The 22,468-nt window shown below is 69.4% G+C and carries 14 protein-coding genes; 6 read left to right on the top strand and 8 right to left on the bottom strand.

The window, feature by feature from the left end; translation table 11 throughout:
• Positions 1-41 precede the first annotated feature (41 nt).
• Complete coding sequence (locus ACWD3E_RS18145) at positions 42-2,360, top strand: Dyp-type peroxidase (protein ID WP_451388532.1); 2,319 nt, start codon at positions 42-44, stop codon at positions 2,358-2,360.
• 55 nt (positions 2,361-2,415) lie between these two features.
• Here ACWD3E_RS18145 and ACWD3E_RS18140 read toward each other — a convergent pair whose 3' ends face one another.
• Positions 2,416-3,162 carry a GntR family transcriptional regulator gene (locus tag ACWD3E_RS18140; protein ID WP_451388531.1) on the bottom strand — a complete coding sequence of 249 codons (747 nt, stop codon included), beginning with the start codon at positions 3,160-3,162 and terminating at the stop codon, positions 2,416-2,418.
• A gap of 222 nt (positions 3,163-3,384) precedes the next feature.
• Here ACWD3E_RS18140 and ACWD3E_RS18135 point away from each other — a divergent pair, with 222 nt between their 5' ends.
• The 4 genes from ACWD3E_RS18135 to ACWD3E_RS18120 all read left to right on the top strand — a co-directional run bounded on the left by ACWD3E_RS18135 (position 3,385) and on the right by ACWD3E_RS18120 (position 8,076).
• Positions 3,385-4,665 (top strand): extracellular solute-binding protein, encoded by a 1,281-nt coding sequence (locus ACWD3E_RS18135; RefSeq protein WP_451388530.1) that lies wholly within the window; start codon positions 3,385-3,387, stop codon positions 4,663-4,665.
• 87 nt (positions 4,666-4,752) lie between these two features.
• On the top strand, positions 4,753-5,754 hold the full coding sequence (locus tag ACWD3E_RS18130; protein ID WP_451388529.1) for a carbohydrate ABC transporter permease: 1,002 nt from the start codon (positions 4,753-4,755) through the stop codon (positions 5,752-5,754).
• A complete protein-coding gene (locus ACWD3E_RS18125) occupies positions 5,751-6,581 on the top strand; it encodes a carbohydrate ABC transporter permease (protein ID WP_451388528.1) in 831 nt (276 codons plus the stop codon). The genes ACWD3E_RS18130 and ACWD3E_RS18125 overlap by 4 nt, the downstream gene beginning before the upstream one ends.
• A 7-nt stretch (positions 6,582-6,588) precedes the next feature.
• Complete coding sequence (locus ACWD3E_RS18120) at positions 6,589-8,076, top strand: glycoside hydrolase family 3 protein (RefSeq protein WP_451388527.1); 1,488 nt, start codon at positions 6,589-6,591, stop codon at positions 8,074-8,076.
• Between the two features lie 66 nt (positions 8,077-8,142).
• Here ACWD3E_RS18120 and sbnA read toward each other — a convergent pair whose 3' ends face one another.
• The 7 genes from sbnA to ACWD3E_RS18085 form a co-directional block, all read right to left on the bottom strand.
• Positions 8,143-9,171: a 2,3-diaminopropionate biosynthesis protein SbnA gene (gene sbnA / locus ACWD3E_RS18115; protein WP_451388526.1), complete on the bottom strand. Its 1,029-nt coding sequence runs from the start codon at positions 9,169-9,171 to the stop codon at positions 8,143-8,145.
• A gap of 36 nt (positions 9,172-9,207) precedes the next feature.
• Positions 9,208-10,323, bottom strand: a complete 1,116-nt coding sequence (sbnB, locus tag ACWD3E_RS18110; protein ID WP_451388525.1) for a 2,3-diaminopropionate biosynthesis protein SbnB — start codon at positions 10,321-10,323, stop codon at positions 9,208-9,210.
• On the bottom strand, positions 10,320-11,324 hold the full coding sequence (locus tag ACWD3E_RS18105; RefSeq protein ID WP_451388524.1) for a TauD/TfdA family dioxygenase: 1,005 nt from the start codon (positions 11,322-11,324) through the stop codon (positions 10,320-10,322). Before ACWD3E_RS18105 ends, sbnB begins: the two co-directional genes overlap by 4 nt.
• Positions 11,325-11,366: 42 nt before the next feature.
• Positions 11,367-14,663, bottom strand: coding sequence for a non-ribosomal peptide synthetase (locus ACWD3E_RS18100; protein WP_451388523.1), 3,297 nt, complete (start codon positions 14,661-14,663; stop codon positions 11,367-11,369).
• Positions 14,664-14,676: 13 nt separating this feature from the next.
• Complete coding sequence (locus tag ACWD3E_RS18095; protein ID WP_451388522.1) at positions 14,677-17,265, bottom strand: Pls/PosA family non-ribosomal peptide synthetase; 2,589 nt, start codon at positions 17,263-17,265, stop codon at positions 14,677-14,679.
• 201 nt (positions 17,266-17,466) lie between these two features.
• Entirely contained in the window at positions 17,467-18,996 is a 1,530-nt protein-coding gene (locus ACWD3E_RS18090; RefSeq protein ID WP_451388521.1) for a helix-turn-helix domain-containing protein, read from the bottom strand.
• Positions 18,997-19,106: 110 nt separating this feature from the next.
• Entirely contained in the window at positions 19,107-19,439 is a 333-nt protein-coding gene (locus ACWD3E_RS18085) for a hypothetical protein (protein WP_451388520.1), read from the bottom strand.
• A 243-nt stretch (positions 19,440-19,682) separates the two neighbouring features.
• Here ACWD3E_RS18085 and acnA point away from each other — a divergent pair, with 243 nt between their 5' ends.
• Positions 19,683-22,400 (top strand): aconitate hydratase AcnA, encoded by a 2,718-nt coding sequence (gene acnA / locus ACWD3E_RS18080; RefSeq protein WP_451388519.1) that lies wholly within the window; start codon positions 19,683-19,685, stop codon positions 22,398-22,400.
• Positions 22,401-22,468 lie beyond the last annotated feature (68 nt).

Genomic DNA, 22,468 nt, shown 5'->3' with positions numbered 1-22,468 from the left:
CCCGGCGTGTGCCCATGTCCTCACCCGAACAAGGGAGTTCCATGACCACGCCGCTACCCCTGCGCGACAACACCGAGATCCAGGGCGACATCCTCGCCGGGTTCAAAAAGGACCACATGACCCTGCTCTTCCTCCAGTTCGGCGACATGACCGCCGCCCGGAACTGGCTGGCGGAGCTGGTCCCGAACATCGCCAGGAACAAGGACGTCGCCGAGTTCAACCAGAAGTTCCACGACGCACGCACCACCTCCGGCGGTGACGACCCGCAGGCCCTCAAGGCCACCTGGGTGGGCCTGAGCCTCACCTACCCCGGCATCCAGCACCTCACGGGCAAGGAGCAGATCTTCGACGAGGTGCCCACCAACAGCACCGTCGAGTGCTTCGTCCAGGGGTCCGCCGTCCGCGCCGACGCCCTCGGTGACAAGGGCCGCAACGACCCGAAGTACTGGATCTTCGGCGCCGACCACAGGCCCGTCATCCACGCGGTGCTCACCATCGCCGCCGATGACAAGGGCCGGCACGACGCCGAGGTCAACCGCCAGACGCAGGCTGCCTCCCGCGCCGGAATCGTGGGCGTCCACATTCAGCCCGGCGCCACGCTGCCCGGCAAGCGCAAGGGCAAGGAGCACTTCGGCTTCAAGGACGGCGTCAGTGAACCGTACGTGAAGGGTTTCGACGACCCGGCGGAGGCCAAGGGCGGCCGGATGATCCCGGCCTCCGAGTTCGTCCTAGGTGCCGACCAGGGCACCCCGCTGCCCGACGGCGCCCCCGCGTGGATGAAGTTCGGCTCCTTCCAGGTCGTACGGCGTCTGGCCCAGGACGTCCCCGGCTGGTGGGCCCAGGTCGACACCGAGCTGCAGAAGCTGCGGGACGCCAAGGTGGTGGACGAGAACACCAGGAGCGAGTGGCTCGCCGCCCGCATGGTGGGCCGCTGGCGCTGCGGTGCCTCGGTCGCCAAGTACCCCACCAAGCCCCCGTCGGGCACCGAGGCCGACAACGACCTCAGCTTCGTGGACGACGAGGACGGCATCGTCACCCCGCTCTGGTCCCACCTGCGCAAGAGCGCCCCCCGCGACGGACTGTACGACAAGGGCGAACACGTGGACGAGAAGTTCATGGACGTCCGCCGCATCATCCGCCGTGGCATTCCGTACGGCGCCCCCTTCGACCCCGCCAACGACGAGGGCGGCGGCCCCGACGACGAGCGCGGTCTGGTGTTCGTCTGCTACCAGGCCGACCTGGCCCGGCAGTTCGAGTTCATCCAGACCGACTGGGTCAACGACCCCAAGTTCCCGCACCTGCCGGAGGAGCAGGAGAAGGAGCACTTGCCAGGCCCCGACGCGATGATCAGCGGGCAGCTCCCGGAGATCACCAACGGCGAGGTCAGCTTCGAGAGCCAGGTCAACGGCGACCGCAGGACCACCAAGCTCCAGTTCAAGACCTTCGTGACCACCGAGGGCTCGGTGTACGCCTTCACGCCCTCCATCGGTACCCTGCGCGGTCTGTCCCAGGGCCGCCTGGAGGGGCCGTCGCAGCAGACCACGGAGCAGACCGGGCAGCCGAAGCCGCAGCCGGACACCTCCGCGCAGCCCGGCCCCGTAGACGAGGTCGTGCCCTGGCCGGACGTGGAGGGCCGGTACTGGTCCTTCTCCGGCCGGACGATCCGGGTCGCCGGAACCGGCGCTGCCGCGGTGGACCAGCTGACCACCGGCTCGGACGCGCAGACCGGAATCGTCTTCGGCGCAGCCGGCGAAGACCTCTCCTCCTGGGAGGCGCTGGCGGGCGTGGAGCGGGTCGACGCGATCTGGCCCGTCCCCGACGAGCAGAACGTCAACGGCGAGAGCAGCTACTGGCTCTTCCACACCGTGAAGGGCACCCAGGTCTACCGCCGCATCAACATCGGCCTGGACGCCCGCCACACCACCCGCCGCGTCGGCAACGACCAGCCGCTCGGCCGCTGGAACTCCTTCGGCGGAGACACTCAGGTCACGCATGTCGACGCGGTGCTGCCGGTGCCCGACATGATGCACGTCGGCGGCAAGTCGCAGTACTGGCTCTTCCACACCACCCCGCAGGGCCAGCGCTACCGGCTCGTCTCCGTCGCCGAGCAGCCGATGCACACCGACACCCTCGACCGCGGTGACCGCGACCTGAGCAAGTGGACGTCACTGGCGGGCGTCACCAAGGTGGACGCCTTCCAGTTCGTGCTCGGCAAGTACCGTACGGGCGGTAAGACCTGGTGCTGGGTCCTGCACGACGGCGGCCAGTACCGCACCATCTCCATCGCCGACGGCGCGGGCCACCCCGACACCCTGGTCCGCGACTCGCGCCCGGACACTCCCTGGTTCCGGCGCGGCTGAGACCGGCTCGTGCGAGGGCCCGGCGGAGCGTTTCTCCGCCGGGCCCTCGGCGCGTTCACCGCTGGGCGGGGCGCGGCACCGGGCGGTGCAGCGCGGCCACGAACTTGTAGCGCGAGCCCCGGTAGACCGAGCGCACCCACTCCACCGGCGTGCCCTCGGGGTCCCGCGAGTGCCGGGACAGCAGCAGCATCGGCAGCCCCACGTCGGTGGCGAGGAGCTGGGCCTCGCGCGGGGTCGACAGCGAGGTCTCGATGGTCTCGTCGGCCTCGGCGAGATGGACGCCGTACACCTCGGCGAGCGCCGTGTACAACGAGGGGTGCGTCGCCAGCGAGCGGCGCAGGTCGGGGAAGCGGCGCGCGGACAGGTGGGTCGTCTCGATCGCCATGGGGTCGCCGCCGGCCAGGCGCAGCCGCTCGATGCGCAGCACGCGCTCGCCGATGCCGATGCCGAGCAGGTCCGACAGCCGCCGGTCGGCCGGGATGTCCCCGATGTCCAGCACCTGCGAGGCGGGCGTGAGGCCCTGGGCCCGCATGTCCTCGGTGTGCGAGGTGAGCTGGAGGGTGCGGTACAGCTTGGGCTGGGCGACGAAGGTGCCCTTGCCCTGGATCCGGTCCAGGCGGCCTTCGCCGACAAGCTCCTGGAGTGCCTGGCGGACGGTGGTCCGGGAGGTACTGAACCGGACGGCCAGCAGCCGTTCCGCCGGCATCACCGAACCGGGCTGCAGCGCCTCGGTCATGGCGAGGAGCTGTTGCTTGATCCGGTAGTACTTCGGCACGCGCGCGCTGCTGACGCCGGTGGTCATGCCTGCCTTCCCCGTTGGGGACGGATCCGCTCCGGTGACTTTCTCGTAACGGCCGGTACCGGCTTTCCGAACCACTCTTGACACTCCAAAAGGTCTAGGCCAAGCTCCACCGTACTGGTCTACACCATTAGTGGCCAGGTCCCGAGCCCTACGTGCAACAGCGTCGTGCGCAGGTCATCGCCGAGGGCGTGGGGGGTTAGTGGCATCCCTGAGGAGGGTGGCGTGAAGCGCAAGCTCGCAGCCGCGATCGTGATCGCAGGCATGATGGTCTCCGTCTCGGCGTGTGGGGACGACAAGGGCAACGACAGCGGCAAGAACGCGGGTCCGGACAGCTTCAAGGGCCAGACGCTGACGGTCTGGACGATGGACGGCTCGGCGCCGCCGCAGTGGACCAAGGACGTCCAGGCCGCCTTCGAGAAGAAGACCGGCGCGAAGCTGAAGTTCGAGATCCAGAAGTGGGACGGGATCCAGCAGAAGATCACCACCGCCCTCTCGGAGTCCAACCCGCCGGACGTCCTCGAGGTCGGCAACACCCAGACCCCGGCCTACGCGGCCACCGGCGGTCTCGCCGAACTCGGCGACCTCAAGCAGGAGATCGGCACCGACTGGAAGCCGTCCGTCTCCCAGTCCTCCGTGTACGACGGCAAGCAGTACGCAGCCCCGTGGTACTTCGTCAACCGCGTCGTCATCTACAACAAGAAGATCTGGGCCAAGGCCGGCATCAAGGACACCCCGAAGACCCGCGACGAGTTCTTCAAGGACCTCGACACCATCGGCAAGAAGACCGACGCCGAGCCGCTCTACCTGCCCGGCCAGAACTGGTACTTCTTCGACGGCCTGACCATCGGCCAGGGTGCCGACCTGGTGAAGAAGGACGGCGACAAGTACGTCTCCAACCTCGGTGACCCCAAGGTCGCCGCCGCCATGGAGGTCTACAAGAAGTACGCCTCCTACTCCAAGGCCCCCAAGGACAAGGACGAGGCCACCCCGCAGCAGGCCCAGGTCTTCGCCAAGGGCAAGACCGGCGCGTTCATCGGCATGGGCTGGGAGGCCGGCACCGCGGTCCAGGCCAACAAGGCCATCGAGAAGGACCTCGGCTACTTCACCATCCCGGGCGCCACGGCCGACAAGCCCGAGGGCGTCTTCCTCGGCGGCTCCAACCTCGCCGTCGCCCAGGGCAGCAAGAATCAGGCCCTCGCCAAGGAGTTCCTGAAGCTCGCCCTGTCCGACCAGTTCGAGGGCGAACTCGCCAAGCTCAACGGTGTCATCCCGAACAAGCAGTCCCTGGAGACGAACCTCAAGGGCAACGCCGTCGCCGAGGCCGCGGCCCCCGGCGCCTCCGTCGGCGGCACCACCCCGCTGATCCCCGAGTGGGCCGCGGTGGAGAACACCCCGAACCCGATCAAGTCCTACATGACCGCGGTGCTGAACGGTAAGTCCCCCGCGGACGCCGCCAAGCAGGTCGAGGGCGAGATCAACAAGCGTCTGGCCCAGCAGAACTGATGACCCGCGCCGGGGGCGTCGGCGGACGCCTCCGGCTCAGACGCGCCGAACGTACGGCCTCTGCGGCCACGGAAGAGATGGCAACTCATGTCAGTGCAGACCGAAGGCACGGACACGGCCGGGGAGCCCGCTGTCCGCAAGGCCCGGGTACCGGTGCCGGGGAGGGGTGAGGGCGCCGTGTCCCCGACCTCGGCCGGCCGCCGTACCGCCGCCGCCCCCTACCTGCTCCTGCTGCCCGCGCTGCTGGCCACCCTGGTCCTGCTCGGCTGGCCGCTGGTGAAGAACGGCATGCTGTCGTTCCAGAACCTCAACCCGCGCCAGCTCATCCAGCACCTCACCGAGTGGAACGGCGTCGACAACTACAAGGAGGTCCTGACCGGTTCGGACTTCTGGAGGGTCGTCGAGCGCTCGGTGTTCTTCACCGCCGCCAACGTCGTCCTGATCATGCTGCTCGGCACCCTGACCGGACTGCTGCTGGCCCGCCTCGGCAACAAGATGCGGCTGCTGCTCATGCTGGGCCTCGTCCTCGCCTGGGCCATGCCCGTCATCGCGGCCACCACCGTCTACCAGTGGCTGTTCGCCCAGCGCTTCGGGGTCGTCAACTGGGTCCTGGACAAGCTCGGCTGGCACTCCATGGCCGACCACAACTGGCTCGCCACCCAGTTCTCCACCTTCTCGGTGATCACCCTGCTGATCGTCTGGCAGTCCATCCCCTTCGTGGCGATCAACCTGTACGCGGCCACCACCACGATCCCCAGGGAACTGTACGAGGCAGCATCCCTGGACGGCGCGGGCGCCTGGAAGAGCTTCACCTCGGTGACCCTGCCCTTCCTGCGGCCCTTCCTGTACGCCACGACCTTCCTCGAAGTCATCTGGGTCTTCAAGGCGTTCCCGCAGATCTTCGCGCTGAACGAGGGCGGCCCCGACCACCTCACCGAGACCCTGCCGATCTACGCCTTCGTCGAGGGCGTCGGCAACCAGCACTTCGGCGTCGGCGCGGCGATCTCCTTCCTCACCATCCTGGTCCTGCTCGTCATCACCTCGTACTACCTGCGCATGGTGCTCAAGCAAGAGGAGGACGAGCTGTGAAGCGCTCGCTCTTCGGCCGTATCTGGCCCAACGCGACCGCCGTCATCCTCTTCATCGGCTTCGCGTTCCCCGTCTACTGGATGTTCGCCACGGCCTTCAAGCCCACCGGCGACATCATCTCCGAGAACCCGGTCTGGTTCCCGGTCGACGTCACGCTCGGCCACTTCAAGAAAGCCGTCGACGCCGACCACTTCTGGACCCTGGTCGCCAACTCGGTCACCGTGACGGCCTGTTCGGTGCTGCTCTCCCTCGTCATCGCCCTGTTCGCCGCCTTCGCCCTGGCCCGGCTGCGGTTCAAGGGCCGGCGCGGCTTCATCGTCACCTTCATGCTCGCCCAGATGGCTCCCTGGGAAGTCATGATCATCGCCATCTACATGCTGGTCCGCGACAACGACATGCTCGACAGCCTGGTCCCGCTCACCGTCTTCTACACGATGATGGTGCTGCCGCTGACCATCCTGACGCTGCGCGGCTACGTCGCCGCCGTGCCGAAGGAGCTGGAGGAGTCCGCGATGGTCGACGGGTGCACCCGCACCCAGGCCTTCATCAAGGTGATCTTCCCGCTGCTGGCGCCCGGTCTGATGGCCACCTCGCTGTTCGGCTTCATCACCGCCTGGAACGAGTTCCCGCTCGTCCTGATCCTCAACAAGGACATCGAGAAGCAGACCCTGCCGCTGTGGCTCTCCCAGTTCCAGACCGCCTTCGGCGACGACTGGGGCGCCACCATGGCCGCCTCGTCCCTGTTCGCGCTGCCCATCCTGATCCTCTTCATCTTCCTGCAACGCAAGGCGGTCAGCGGTCTGACCGACGGCGCCGTGAAGGGATGACGCCTCGATGACAACACTCGCCACTGGCCCCAATACCCTCACCCGCGACGCCCTCGCGGTGCTGCAGCCGGGGTTCGACGGCACCACCGCGCCCGACTGGGTGCGCCGCCGCCTCGGCGAAGGGCTCGCCTCCGTCGCCCTGTTCGGCCGGAACGTCGTCACCGAGGACCAAGTCGCCGCCCTCACCGCCCAGTTGCGTGCCGAACGCGACGACCTGCTGGTGGCCATCGACGAGGAGAGCGGCGACGTCACCCGCCTGGAGGTGCGCACCGGCTCCTCCTTCCCCGGCAACCACGCCCTCGGCGCCGTCGACGACCCGGACCTCACCCGGGGCGTGGCCCGCGAGCTGGGCCGGCGCCTGGCGGCCTGCGGCGTCAACTTCGACTGGGCGCCCTCCGCCGACGTCAACGCCAACCCCGACAACCCCGTCATCGGGGTGCGCTCCTTCGGCGCGGACACCGGCCTGGTGGCCCGGCACACCGCCGCCTGGGTCGAGGGCCTGCAGTCCACCGGCGTGGCCGCCTGCACCAAGCACTTCCCGGGCCACGGCGACACAGGCGTCGACTCCCACCACGCCCTCCCGCGCATCGATGCCGACGCGGACACCCTGCACGCCCGCGAACTGGCCCCGTTCCGCGCCGCCATCGAGGCCGGCACCCGGGCGGTCATGAGCGCGCACATCCTCGTCCCCGCCCTCGACCCGGACCGCCCCGGCACGCTCTCCCGCCGCATCCTCACCGAGCTGCTGCGCGGCGAACTCGGCTACCAGGGCCTGATCGTCACCGACGGCATGGAGATGCGCGCCATCTCCGGCACCTACGGCCTGGAGCACGGCGTGGTCCTCGCGATCGCGGCCGGCGCCGACGCCATCTGCGTGGGCGGCGGGCTGTGCGACGAGGACACGGTCGTACGGCTCCGGGACGCGCTCGTGGCCGCCGTACGCAGCGGCGAACTGCCCGAGGAACGGCTGGCCGACGCGGCGGCCCGGGTCCGCGGCCTCGCCGCCTGGACCGCCGCGGCCCGACCCCGCACCGACCAGCTGACCCCCGAGCCGGAGCTCGGCCTGGCCGCGGCCCGCCGCGCCCTGCGGGTCACCCGCGCCAAAGCCGCGAAGCCGGTCGACGGGCCGGTGTACATCGCCCGGTTCAACCCGGCGCCCAACATCGCCGTCGGCGACGAGACCCCGTGGGGCGTGGCCTCCGAGCTGGAACGGCTGCTGCCCGGCAGCGCGGCCGGCTCCTTCACCGGCGCCGCCGCGGGCGCCACGGCCCTGGCGGCGGCGGACGGCCGCCGGATCGTCGCCGTGGTCCGCGACGAACACCGCCACGACTGGATGGGCGCCGCCCTCGACACGCTGCTCGCCGCCCGTCCCGACACGATCGTGATCGAGATGGGCGTACCGCAGGCCCCGCCGCGCGGCGCCCTGCACATCGCCACCCATGGCGCCGCCCGAGTCTGCGGCGTGGCCGCCGCGGAGGCCGTCCTCAGCGGCTGACCCGCCCCACCCAGGCCGCCCGTCCGCCCCATTCGGGCGGGCGGCCCCCTCTCCTTGCGCGTTCCGCTACGTGCTGCGCCGGCGCCCCGCCGCTCGTCGTGACGCGGACTTGGCCTCCTGGGGCAGGGGGCGCACCTGGGCGGTGTCGAGCACCTGGTCGCCGTACAGGTCCTGCAGCCAGTTGGTCTGGTAGACGGTGTCGAGGTAGCGCTCGCCGAGGTCCGGTGCGATGGCCACCGCGGTGAGGCCGCGTGTGTCGTGCCGGGCCAGCCAGTCCGTCGCGCCGCTGACCACCGTTCCGGTGGAGCCGCCGAACAGGAAGCCGTGTCTGGCCATGCGGTGGCACATCCGGATGGTGTCCGTCTCCTCCACGCGGAGCACCTCGTCGACGTAGGACTCGTCGAGCAGCGGCGGGCGCATGCTCATCCCGAGGCCCGGGATCATCCGGCGGCCCGGCTCGCCGCCGAACGCCACCGAGCCCACGGCGTCCACGGCGACGATCCGCACCGGCCGGTGCCACTGCCGGAAGTAGCGTGCGCAGCCCATCAGGGTGCCGGTGGTGCCCGCCCCGACGAAGAGGACGTCCAGTTCCGGGAACTGTTCGGCGATCTCCGGGGCCGTCGTGCGGTAGTGCGCCCACCAGTTGCCCGCGTTGGTGTACTGGCTGAGCCAGACGTACCGCTCGTCGGACTCGCACAGCGTACGGACGTACTCGATGCGCGTGCCCAGGAAACCGCCGTTGGAGTCCAGGTCGGCTATGACCTGCACCTCGCTGCCGAGCGCCTCCATCAGCAGTCTGGTCGACAGGTTGCACCGGGAGTCCGTCACACACAGGAACCGGTAACCCTTGCTCGCGGCGATCATGCTGAGCGCGACACCCAGATTCCCGGACGAGGACTCCACGAGGATGGAATCCGGCTTCAGAACTCCGTCCCGCTCGGCGCTCTCCACCATCTCGTTCGCGGCCTTCAGCTTGATGGAGCCGGCGAAGTTGAAGCCCTCGCACTTCAGGTAGAGGGGGTATCCGCAGATCGACTCCATGTCCACGAAGAGGTGGCCTTCGTTGAAGGCGTAGGGAGTGGATATGACGGGCACGGCGGGCCTCCTGGTGTCGGGCCGAGTGCGGTGGCCTCAGCCGTACCGGCGCAGGTCATGGAAGAAGTCGTCGATGAGCCGGAGGTTCCCCGCCCGGGACACCTCGTCGTAGACGTAACGGCCGACGGCGAGGTCGAGGACGCCCAGCCCGAACGGCGAGAAGATCACCGGCCGGTCGGTGGGCGGCGTGACCCGGCCGAGCATCACGTCGTTGAGGGTGCCGTTCAGGAAGTCGCGTCGGCCGGTGAGCTGTTCTGCCAGATGAGGCGAGGTGTCGGCCTTCAGGCAGTGCTCGACGTCGTCGACGAAGTTGGCCGACTCGAGCAGGATCTCGGGGGCGAGGTCACGCAGGGACACGTGCAGGACCAGGGGGTTGTGGCTGAACCACGCCGGGTCGGTGACGTGTGGCCGGCCGGCGACGGTGGCGAAGACCACGAGGTCGCTCTCGCGGACGAGGTCCTCGGCGCTGTCGTGCACGGTGATCCGCCCGGTGCTGCCGGTCTGCCGCAGGTAGCCGCGGAAGCCGTCGGCGCTGTCCGCGGACACGTCGTGCACGCCGACCTCGTCGAAGGCCCAGCCCGTGCCGGCCAGGAAGGTGTGGATGTACCGGGCGATCAGACCCGTGCCGAAGAAGCCGACGCGGCGGGGGCGGGTCCGGCCGCGGCTGAGCCGGTCGGCCGCCAGCGCCGCGGAGGCCGCCGTCCTGGTGGCGCTGATGATCGAGCTTTCCAGACAGGCGAACGGGTAGCCCGTGTCCGGGTCGTTGAGGATGAGCACCGCGGAGGCGCGCGGCAGCCCGGCGCCCACGTTCTCCGGGAAGCTGGAGATCCACTTCAGGCCGTCCACGCGGACCGGCCCGCCGAGGGAGGCCGGCAGCGCGATGATCCGCGCAGTGGGCCGGTCGGGGAAGCGCAGGAAGTACGACGGCGGGTTGACCGAGTCCCCGGCGCCGTGCAGCCGGTAGGCGGCCTCGACCAGCTCCACGAGCTGTTTCTCGCGCCCGCTCAGCGCACGCTGCACCTGCTCACCGGAGATCACCGCGAACGTCGGCACACAAGCCCGGCCGGGCTCGGCCGACCGGGCGGTGGTCGATCGGGCGGTGGTCGATCGGGCGGTGGTCGATCGGGCGGTGGTCGGCAGCACCTCGGTCATCGCTCACTCGCCTCCGGGGTCGGGCAGCCGTCGGCCAGCCGCCGGGGCTCGCCCATGCCGACCAGCACCTGCCGCTCTCCGGTGAAGGGCTCCCTGCTGTGGGCGGTACGGATGTTGTCCACGAGCAGCAGATCACCGGCCTGCCAGGGTTCGCGCCGGGTGTGCGCCTCGTAGGTGCTGTTGAGCAGCTGGACGACGTCCTCGCCGATCGGACTGCCGTCTCCGTAGCGGGTGTTGAACGGCAGCCCGTCCGCGCCGTACTCGTCCACCAGGTACTCGCGCACGTCCGGGGCGAGCGTCCACTCGTTGAGGAAGGCGATCTGGTTGAACCAGCAGCGCCTGCCCGTCACCGGGTGGCGGACGACGGCGCTGCGGCGCTGCTCGGTGTGCAGCGACCCGTCGGCCCGCCAGGTGAAGTCGATGGCGTGGGCCCGGCAGTAGCGCTCGATCGCGGCGTGGTCGTCGGTGCCGAACGACTCCGCCAGACTCGCCCCGATCTCGTCGTTGTACGTACGCGCCAGCAACCAGCCCTCACGCTCGAACCGCTCGGTCAGCCCGGCGGGCAGCGCCCGCAGGACCTCTTCGGCATCGGCCACCGCCGTCGCCCCGCCCTGCTCGGGCGCGGTCAGACATGCGAACAGCATCAGGCCGGGCACCTCCACCGGGTAACTGAGCTCGTGGTGCATGCACATCGGCTGGTTGTCCGGCCAGGGCGTCGAGGAGTACAGCCCCGGACCGTGGCTCTGGCGAGGGGCGAACGCCTCCCGCTCCGTCATGAGGCCACCGGCCAGCCGTTCGAGGACGGCCCCGGCCTGGTGCGGGTCCCGCAGCCCAAGACCGCGGACGAGCACCGCCCCGTGCTCGGTGATCTGCGCACGCAGCGCCTCGCGGTGCTCGGTTGCCCAGCTCGGGGCGTCGTCGGGGACGTCGACGTGCAGCACTGCGGGCCGGTCCGGCCGCAGCTCGACTTCGAGCGGTGATGCCAGGGATGAGGACGGCATCTCGGTTTCCTTTCGGTCGACCGCCTGGAGTTTCGACGGGGCTCAGAAGGGGGGAAGGGGTGCGATGGTGCTCAGGACGGCCCGCGCCGCCTCCGTGGGGCGGGTGCGCGGGAAGTAGTGGCCGCCGTCGGCCAGTTCGTACAGATCGACGTGTTCGGCCAGGAGCAGCCAGTCCCGGTGCCGGCGGGCGTAGCCGTCCGTGTACGGGTCGTCCGCGGCGACGGCCGCCGTGAGCGGAGCGGACAGCCTCACCGGCGGCGGGCCTTCCAGGGCGGCGCGGAAATAGGCGTGTGCGGACACACAGTCGTGCCGGTAGGCGGCCCCGACCTGCTGGGCGTGGAGCGCGTTCAGTTCCGTGAGCTCCGGGTAGCCGCCGTCCGCGGTCAGCCGCGCCGCGATCTCGGCGTCGCTCCGGCTCGCCAGTTCACCGATGGCTTTGTGCCGTTCGCCGGCGGTGCCGAGCAGGTGCGCGCCGAGGAACACCCGCGTCACCCGCACGCCCCGCTCCTGGAGCTTCCGGGCCGTCTCGACGGCCGGCGCGGCGCCCGACGAGTGGCCCCACAGCATGACCCGGGGCAGGCCGCGCGCCACGATCTCGGCGGTGACCTGCTCGGCCACCTGCTCGATCGACGCGAACGGCTCCGGAGGCGCGGCCAGGTTGTGACCGGGCAGCTCCACCGCGAGGACACCCAGGCCGCTGCCCGCCAACGCGCTCGCCAGCGGCTGGTAGTTGACCGCGTTGCCGCCCGCGTAGGGGAAGCACACCAGGGTGCACTCCGGCGCACCGCTCCCTGCCGACAGGGGCTGGAGCAGCCCCGGGCGCTGCCGGGCCGTACCGTCGATGAGCGCGGCCAGGTCGGCGAGGACCGGGTGCCGGGTGATGTCCTTCAGGGACACCGCGCGGTCGAGAGCGATGGTGAGCCTGACCGCTGTCAGGGAGGTGCCCCCGCGCTCGAAGAAGTGGTCCGTGCGGCCGATCTGCGGCTCGGGCACCCCCAGCAGCTCGGCCCAGGCCGCCGCCAGCCTTCGCTCGGTCGGGCTGAGCGGACCCGGATCGCCCGCGCCGGCCTCGTCCCGCTCGGCCGTCGGCGCCGTCCGTTCGGTCACCGCTGTCCGTTCGGCCAGCTCGGTCAGGGCCTTGCGGTCGGTCTTGCCGTTGGCGGTCAGCGGAAGGCTGTCCTGCCAGTGGAAGGCCGAGGGGACCATGTAGGCGGGCAGCGCCGCGCCGAGTGCCGCGCGCAGCGCCTCCGGCTGCTGACGTGTGCCGGTGTAGAAGGCGATCAGATGCCTGCTCCGGCCGGCCCGCTCGGTGACGACCACCGCGCCGTCCCGTACGCCGTCCACCCGCAGCAGGGAGTTCTCGATCTCGCCGATCTCGATCCGGAAGCCCCGGATCTTGACCTGGTTGTCACGGCGGCCGAGGAACTCCAGCTTGCCGCCGGGGTGCCAGCGCCCCCAGTCACCGCCCAGGTAGAGCCGTTCACCGGGCCGGTACGGGTCCGCCCGGTACGCCTCACGGGTCCGCTCGGGATCGTTGACGTACCCCCGGCCCACGCACACACCGGAGAACGCGATCAGCCCCGGGGCACCCAGGGGCACCAGGGACAGCTGCTCGTCCACGACGTAGACGCACACGTTGTTGACCGCACGCCCCAGCAGCACCCGCTCGGGTACGCCGTCCAGGATCTCGTGGTTGGTGTCGTCCGAAGTCTCCGTCAGCCCATAGGCGTTGAGCAGCCTGATCCCCGGCTGGACCGCGAACCAGCGCTGTACCAGCTCCCGCTTCAACGCCTCGCCGGTCACCGACACGCACCGCAGGTCCGGCAGGGCGCGGGGGTGCTGCTCCAGGTACGAGACCACGACCTCCAGATAGGAGGGCACGACCTGCGCCACACCGACCCGGCCGCGCTCCAGCGTATCGACGAAGCGCTCCACGTCCGTGATCACGTCCTGCTCGACCAGCAGGGTCCGTCCGCCGACGAGCAGCGCGGACACCAGCTGCCACAGGGAGATGTCGAAGCACTGCGGGGCGGTCTGCGCCACCACGCACCCCTCGCCGATCCCCAAGTCGTCGATCTTGGCGTAGAGATGGTTGAGCAGGCCCGCGTGCTCGCACATCGCCCCCTTCGGTTCCCCGGTGGAGCCGGACGTGAAGTAGATGTAGGCGAGCCGCCCCGCTTCGACTCGCACGCCGAGGTCGTCGTCGGCGTGCGGTTCCGCGTACGCCGCGTCCACCAGCAGCTTCTCGGTTCCGGGCAGGCCGGCCAGCGCCTCGTCGAGGCTGTGGGTGCTGCCGGCTTCGGTCAGTACCAGCCGGCATTCCGCGCGCGACAACGTTGCCTTGACACGACCGGCCGGGAAGTGCGGCTCGATCGGCAGGTATGTGCCGCCCGCCTTGAACACCGCCAGCGTCGCCGCCAGCCAGTCGAGGTTGCGCTCGGTCACGACGGCGACGACGTCCTCCGGGCACAGCCCGCGCGCCAGCAGCGCCCGTGCCAGCCTGTTCGCGCGCCGGTTGAGCTCTTCGTACGTCCACTCCCGCCCGCCGTGTACGGCCGCCACCGCCTGCGGATGCGCCCGTACCCGCTGCTCGAACAGTTCGTGCGCCCGCGCGTCCGGCAGCGGACGGTGGGGGCCGGCCAGGCCTTCCAGCTGCTCGCGTACCTCGTCGGCCGAGAGCAGGCTCTGCCGCGTGTGGTCGGCGTCGCTGTCGTAGTCAGCCGTCATCAGCCGCAGCGCCGTCAGGTGGTAGCCGCCGATCCGTGCCGCCGCGGCGGCGTCCAGTACGTCCGTGCGATACCGCAGGCGCAGCATCAGCCGTCCGTTCCGGTCGGACCAGCGCACGTGCAGCACGCCGTCGTCGAGGTGGGCCGCGTCGTCCCCCATGGGGCCGAACACGACCTCGTGCGAGGGCTCCGTCACCCCCAGCTCCCGCCGCAGCTCCGCCACCGGGAACTCCCGGTGGGCCAGCAGCTCCGCCTCGGCGCGCTCGGCGGTCGCCACCAGCGCGCGCCAGGACCCCGGGGGAACGGTCAGGCGGCAGGGCAGCGGCTCGCCGCGCACTCCGGCGGTGTACCCCGTCACCACCTCCTGCTCGCCGGACAGGGCGGCCAGCACCTTGGCGTGGGCCGCCAGCAGCAGCACGCTGATCGGCATGCCCGACCGCCGCACCAGGGAACGCACGGCGTCCGCCAGGTCGTCCGGGACCGCCGCGTCCTGCTCGGCCGTGCCGGGAATCCGTTCCCGGACCCACCGGGGCACGGCGGTGACACCACCCGCGGTCAGCACACGGCTCCAGAACTCCCCGGCCGGCTGGTCCGATTCCACGCGCGTTCCCATTGCAAGGCCTTCCTCAACTCACGGTCGCCGCAGTGGCGTTGGCTGTTGACGCTGCCCGTCCGGCGCCCTCGGGCCGACTGACGGTCTCCGGCAGCTCCATGGCGGGATTGCCGCCCCACCGTGCGTGCGGGGGGACTTCCTCGCCCTTCATGAGGAAGGAGTCGGGTGCCAGTACCGAGCCCTCGCCCATGGTCACGCCGTAGTGCACGTGGGCGCCGACGCCCAGCGTGCAGCCGGCGCCGAGCGTGATGGTGTCGGACTTGAAGGTGCCGTCCTCCTGTGAGTGGCACTGGATCTTGCTGCCGACGTTGAGGGTGCACTCGTCGCCGATGGCGGCGAGCGTCCGCTCGGTCAGGTAGCAGCCGTCGTCGAACACCCGGCTGCCGATGCGCACGCCCAGCAGACGCCAGACCAGGGTCTTGAAGGGTGTTCCGTTGAAGATGTCGAGGTAGTGGTCCGGCACCTTCCACAGCCGCTCGTGCCACCAGAAGTAGGGGTCGTATATGGAGCACAACCGGGGCCGCAGCGCGCGGAACGAGGTGATGCACCGCTCCAGCAGGACGAAGTAGAGCGTGCTGAACGCGAGCGTGATGGCCAGGTATCCGGCGATCACGACGTGTCCGAGCGCTCCGTACATGTCCACGGACACGAGCCCGAACAGCGTGAGCGCGAAGGTGTGCAGCCACCGGACGAACAGCATGAGGGCCATCGAGCGAAGGTTGTAGCGGTTCTTCGCGGCGAGATTGCGGCGGAGCGAGTCACCGGTCCTGAGACCGTCGAACCGTGCGTCACGCTCCACCGACCGGGGTATCTCGAAGCACGGCGAACCGAGAAGCCCTACGTTTTCCCGGACCTCGCCGTCCAGGGGGACCATCACCTTCGTCGCGAGCAGGCAGTTGGCCCCCGTACGACCGCCCGCGGGATAGGCGATGTTGTTGCCCAGGAAGTTGCTCGGCCCGATCGAGGCAGGGGAGAGCCGGAAGGACGTACTGGAATAGTCGGCGTTGAGGACGGAGAGTCCGTCGGCGACCATCGTCCCGCTGCCGACCGAGACCAGGAACGGGGTCTCGTGCTGCACCTCGGTACCGAAGTTCGATCCGGTCTGCTCGATTCGTGACAAGTCGTATCCGAGCGCCTGGAGATAGTGGACGATGTAGGAGCTGTCACCGAACAGCCAGGCGAAGAACTTGATGTTCGTCATGCGAGCCGTCGCCCGGTGGAGCGCGTAGTGGAAGCCGTAGAGCGGATAGACCCGGTCCGGCTTGACGGCCAGCCTCAGCAGGCGCGGAACCGTGCACAGGGCGACGAGGCCCAGGACGACGAAGCCGAAGAACAGCACGAGCGAGAGTTCCAGCGCGTCGGTGATCAACGCCGACCGCTTCAGTGCGGCCATCTGCGGATCGAGCCGCCTGCCGATCGCCGGTACCTCGGTGAACAGCATGTACACCCCGCCGACGGCCAGCGGTATGTAGAGGAAGAACAGCTGCAGCAGGGTGCCGAGGCCGAACCAGGCCCGGCGCGCGGTGCCGCACCTGGCCGGCGCGACCCGTAGGTAGTCGGTCCGCGTGGTCTCCGCCGGCGATCCGTGCCAGTGCTCACCGTCCGGCACCGCCTGGCCGCGGTGGAGGGCGGAGGCATGACCGAGCTGGGCGGCGTCGCCCATCGAGGTGTCGATGTCCAGGACGGTCTTCTCGCCGACGAACACCTCGCGGCCGAGGGTGACCCGGCCGGTCTGGATGCGCCCCGCGTGGGCCCGGTAGCAGAGGAAGAACGAGTCCTTGCGGATCACCGAACCGGCGCCGATCGTCAGCAGGTCGGTGCAGACCGGCACGGAGTGGGACAGGATCGTGACCCCCTTGCCGATCCGCGCGCCGAGGGCCCGCAGATACAGCACGTACAGCGGAGTTCCGACGAGCAGGATCATCGGATTCGCGTGGAGCAGCACCTTGACGAGCCAGAAGCGCAGGTACGCCGGGCCCCAGACGGGGAACTCATCCGGTTTCCAGCGGCCGACGAGCAGCCACTTCGCGATGACCGGGAAGGCGCACAGCCCGATGAACCCGATGCCTCCGAACAGCACCGACCGCAGATAGATGTCGCCTACGCCGGAACCGGAGGCGATCCACTCGTATCCCGCGGCGGTGACGAATCCGGAGACAAGGGAGTATCCGAGGAAGACCAGCAACTGGGCGGTTCCGCAGAGCACATGGCTCAGCCGCTTCCCGTGCGTCCTCGGAGCCGCCGGCGTGACGGCCGCCGGCGTCGACTTGGCGATCGCGGGATCGGCAGGAGTGGGAACGGCCTCCCCGAGAGCCGCCGCCAGGCTCCGGATGGTGGGGTGCCGGTAGATGTCCCTCATCGAAGGGGACGGCAGATCCGCTCTCTTCCGTATCCGCGCGCAGAACTGGGCCATGACCAGGGAGTTGGCACCGAGGTCGGTGAAGAAGTGGCTCTCGACCGGAACACGCTCTGCGCCTACGACGTCGGCCAGCGCCTCCGCGAGCTTCCGTTCGGTCTCCGTCCTGTCCGGGCCGGCGTCACTCAAGGTGACAGCAGGTTCGTCAGGCCCGGATATGTGGACCTCGGAGGACTGCTCCGTCATGCGATCTCCCGGAGAAACGTGGATTTTTCCAGATCACGAACCGGCAGCTTCAGTTTGGGCAGGCAGTCGTCAAGGTGCCACTTCTGATCGATCGCCGAGGCGGGCGGAGAATGCTCGACGGGGCCCGTATTCCTGGGTTTCGTCCAGGAATACGGGCCCCGTCGCGGATCACCCGAACGGCGGTCGGGTGACTGGATGTGACTAGATGTCCCGGAAGATCTCGATCTGCGCCCCGACCGAGTTCAGGCGCTCGGCGAGGTCCTCGTAACCCCGGTTGATGACATACACGTTGCGCAGCACCGAGGTGCCCTCGGCCGCCATCATCGCCAGCAGGACGACCACGGCGGGGCGCAGCGCGGGCGGGCACATCATCTCGGCGGCGCGCCAGCGGGTGGGGCCCTCGACCAGGACGCGGTGCGGATCGAGCAACTGGAGCCGGCCGCCGAGGCGGTTGAGGTCCGTGAGGTAGATCGCGCGGTTGTCGTAGACCCAGTCGTGGATCAGCGTCTTGCCCGAGGCGACCGCCGCGATGGCCGCGAAGAACGGGACGTTGTCGATGTTCAGGCCCGGGAAGGGCATGGGGTGGATCTTGTCGATCGGGGCCTCCAGCTTGGAAGGCCGGACCGTGAGGTCCACCAGGCGGGTACGGCCGTTGTCCGCGAAGTACTCGGGGCTGCGGTCGTGGTCGAGGCCCATCTCCTCCAGGACGGCCAGCTCGATCTCCAGGAACTCGATCGGCACCCGGCGCACCGTCAGCTCCGAGGAGGTCACCACGGCGGCGGCCAGCAGGCTCATCGCCTCGACCGGGTCCTCGGAGGGGGAGTAGTCGACGTCGACGTCGATGTTCGGCACGCCGTGCACGGTGAGCGTGGTGGTGCCGATGCCCTCGACCCGCACGCCGAGTGCCTCCAGGAAGAAGCAGAGGTCCTGGACCATGTAGTTGGAGGAGGCGTTGCGGATGACCGTCATGCCGTCGTGCCGGGCGGCGGCCAGCAGCGCGTTCTCGGTCACCGTGTCGCCGCGCTCGGTCAGCACGATCGGGCGGTCGGGGCGGACCGTGCGGTCGACCTGCGCGTGGTACTGGCCCTCGGTGGCCGCGATGTCCAGACCGAACCGGCGCAGCGCGATCATATGCGGCTCGATGGTCCGGGTGCCGAGGTCGCAGCCGCCGGCGTACGGCAGCTTGAAGGCATCCATGCGGTGCAGCAGCGGGCCCAGGAACATGATGATGGAGCGGGTGCGGACGGCCGCCTCGGCGTCGATGGCCGCCATCTCCAGCTCGGCCGGCGGCACCAGTTCCAGGTCGACGCCGTCGTTGATCCAGCGGGTGCGGACGCCGATGGAGTTGAGCACCTCCAGCAGGCGGTACACCTCCTCGATCCGCGCCACGCGGCGCAGCACCGTGCGCCCCTTGTTCAGCAGCGAGGCGCACAGCAGGGCCACGCACGCGTTCTTGCTGGTCTTCACGTCGATGGCGCCGGACAGCTGACGGCCGCCGACGACCCGCAGATGCATCGGGCCCGCGTACCCGAGCGAGACGATCTCGCTGTCCAGAGCCTCACCGATTCGCGCGATCATCTCAAGGCTGATGTTCTGGTTCCCGCGCTCGATGCGGTTGACCGCGCTCTGACTGGTGCCGAGCGCCTCCGCGAGCTGCGCCTGTGTCCAGCCACGGTGTTGCCGGGCGTCACGGATGAGCTTGCCGATGCGTACGAGGTAGTCGTCTGCCATGTGGTTGAGGCTATCTCAGATATGAGATGGTGCCTGTTGGGGGGTCCATTCGGGTGACGGGACGTCAGTGACCAGCGGAAATACGGATTATGTGCCATGATTTGGGTGATTCATCCATTATTCACGCATATCCTCGCGTAGTCCTGGGCGAAGAACAGGTCCGGCTCGAAGCGGACCGCCGGTACGGGATCCGGTGTGAACGTCGGTACGGCGGGGGCCATGACGTAGCGAACCCGCTCCACGGTGCCGTACTCGTCGCGAACCTCCAGCAGTCCGGGCTCCGGGCAGTGCCACTCGAACTCCGTGACGTCTTCGCTCAGGGCGTTGGCTATCGTGCCGCGGCCCCGCCCGTCCTCCAGGAACTCCAGTTCCGACGCCTCCATCACGCCGTAGTCGAAGGGTGAGCTGTCCCAGCGGCCGATCAGTGCGGTGTCGAGAGTCATGTGGTGATCTTCGCCTGGCACCCTGTGGCCCACGCCACCGAAAAACGGCAGGGCCGGGCCCGGTCGGGCATGACCAGCCGACGCCCATGTACTAGAGTTATCTCGACATCGAGATATCTGCCGAGGCGCACCGCAGCCGCCACTCGGTAAGGGTTACCTAACTTAGCCTTACCTCAGCGGACCGGCCAGACCGGCGTGGCGGCAGGATGCGGTGGAACGCGCACATCAATGAAGGAGACTGTCGTGTCGGCGAACAGCTTCGACGCCCGCAGCACGCTGCAGGTGGGCGACGAGTCGTACGAGATCTTCCGGCTGGACAAGGTGGAGGGCTCCGCTCGCCTGCCGTACAGCCTCAAGGTCCTGCTGGAGAACCTGCTCCGCACGGAGGACGGCGCGAACATCACCGCCGACCACATCCGCGCCCTCGGCAACTGGGACTCCCAGGCCCAGCCGTCGCAGGAGATCCAGTTCACGCCGGCCCGCGTGATCATGCAGGACTTCACCGGCGTCCCCTGCGTCGTGGACCTCGCGACCATGCGTGAGGCCGTGAAGGAGCTGGGCGGTGACCCGGCGAAGATCAACCCGCTGGCGCCGGCCGAGCTGGTCATCGACCACTCCGTCATCGCCGACAAGTTCGGCACCAACGACGCCTTCAAGCAGAACGTCGAGCTGGAGTACGGCCGCAACAAGGAGCGCTACCAGTTCCTGCGCTGGGGCCAGACCGCCTTCGACGAGTTCAAGGTCGTCCCGCCGGGCACCGGCATCGTCCACCAGGTGAACATCGAGCACCTGGCCCGCACCGTCATGGTGCGGGGCGGGCAGGCGTACCCCGACACCCTCGTCGGCACCGACTCGCACACCACCATGGTCAACGGCCTCGGCGTCCTCGGCTGGGGCGTCGGCGGCATCGAGGCCGAGGCCGCCATGCTCGGCCAGCCGGTCTCCATGCTCATCCCGCGCGTCGTCGGCTTCAAGCTCACCGGTGAGCTGCAGCCGGGCACGACCGCCACCGACCTCGTGCTCACCATCACCGAGATGCTGCGCAAGCACGGTGTGGTCGGCAAGTTCGTCGAGTTCTACGGCGAGGGCGTCGCCGCCACCTCCCTGGCCAACCGCGCCACCATCGGCAACATGTCGCCGGAGTTCGGCTCCACCGCCGCGATCTTCCCGATCGACGGCGAGACCCTGAACTACCTGCGCCTGACGGGCCGCAGCGAGCAGCAGGTCGCGCTCGTCGAGGCGTACGCCAAGGAGCAGGGCCTCTGGCTGGACCCGAAGGCCGAGCCGGACTTCTCCGAGAAGCTCGAGCTGGACCTGTCGACGGTCGTCCCCTCGATCGCCGGCCCGAAGCGCCCGCAGGACCGTATCGTCCTCGCCAACGCGGCCGAGCAGTTCAAGCTGGACGTCCGCAACTACGTGGACGACGCCGACGAGGCGGGCAAGGAGTCCTTCCCGGCCTCCGACGCCCCGGCCGTCCACCCCAACGGCTTCCCGTCCAACCCGGTCCCGGTCACCGCCCCCGACGGCACGACCTACGAGCTGGACCACGGTGCGGTGACGGTCGCGGCCATCACCTCCTGCACCAACACGTCGAACCCGTACGTCATGGTCGCCGCCGCGCTCGTCGCGAAGAAGGCCGTGGAGAAGGGCCTGACCCGCAAGCCGTGGGTCAAGACCACCCTCGCCCCGGGCTCGAAGGTCGTCACCGACTACTTCGACAAGGCGGGCCTCACCCCGTACCTCGACAAGGTCGGCTTCAACCTCGTCGGCTACGGCTGCACCACCTGCATCGGCAACTCCGGCCCGCTGCCGGAGGAGGTCTCCAAGGCCGTCAACGACCACGACCTCGCGGTCACCTCGGTCCTCTCCGGCAACCGGAACTTCGAGGGCCGTATCAACCCCGACGTCAAGATGAACTACCTGGCCTCCCCGCCGCTGGTCGTCGCGTACGCCCTCGCGGGCTCCATGAAGGTGGACATCACCAAGGACGCCCTCGGCACCGACCAGGACGGCAACCCGGTCTACCTGACCGACATCTGGCCGACCGAGGCCGAGGTCAACGACGTCGTGGCCAACGCCATCGGCGAGGACATGTTCAACAAGTCCTACCAGGACGTCTTCGCGGGCGACGCCCAGTGGCAGTCCCTCCCGGTCCCGACCGGCAACACCTTCGAGTGGGACGCCGAGTCGACCTACGTCCGCAAGCCCCCGTACTTCGAGGGCATGGGCATGGAGCCGGCCCCGGTCACCGACATCGCCGGTGCCCGCGTGCTCGCCAAGCTGGGCGACTCGGTCACCACCGACCACATCTCCCCGGCCGGTGCGATCAAGGCCGACACCCCGGCGGGCAAGTACCTGACCGAGCACGGTGTCGAGCGTCGTGACTTCAACTCCTACGGCTCCCGCCGTGGCAACCACGAGGTCATGATCCGCGGTACGTTCGCCAACATCCGCCTGCGCAACCAGATCGCGCCGGGCACCGAGGGCGGCTACACCCGCGACTTCACCCAGGCCGACGCGCCGGTGTCGTTCATCTACGACGCCTCCCGCAACTACATCGAGCAGGGCATCCCGCTGGTCGTCCTGGCCGGCAAGGAGTACGGCTCCGGCTCGTCCCGCGACTGGGCGGCCAAGGGCACCGCGCTGCTCGGCGTGAAGGCCGTCATCGCCGAGTCGTACGAGCGCATCCACCGCTCGAACCTCATCGGCATGGGCGTGCTCCCGCTCCAGTTCCCGGAGGGTGCCTCCGCCGAGTCCCTCGGCCTGACGGGTGAGGAGACCTTCTCCATCGCCGGTGTCACCGAGCTGAACGAGGGCACCACGCCGCGCACGGTCAAGGTCACCACCGACAGCGGTGTCGAGTTCGACGCGGTCGTCCGCATCGACACCCCCGGTGAGGCCGACTACTACCGCAACGGCGGCATCATGCAGTACGTGCTCCGCAACCTGATCCGCAAGTAAGCGGTACGGCACGGCGGTACAGGGCCGCATCCCCGGCGACGGGGGTGCGGCCCTTCGCCGTACGGCCC

This window comes from Streptomyces sp. NPDC002676 (genome assembly GCF_053592455.1).
This window is presented reverse-complemented; position numbering and strand designations above follow the sequence as displayed.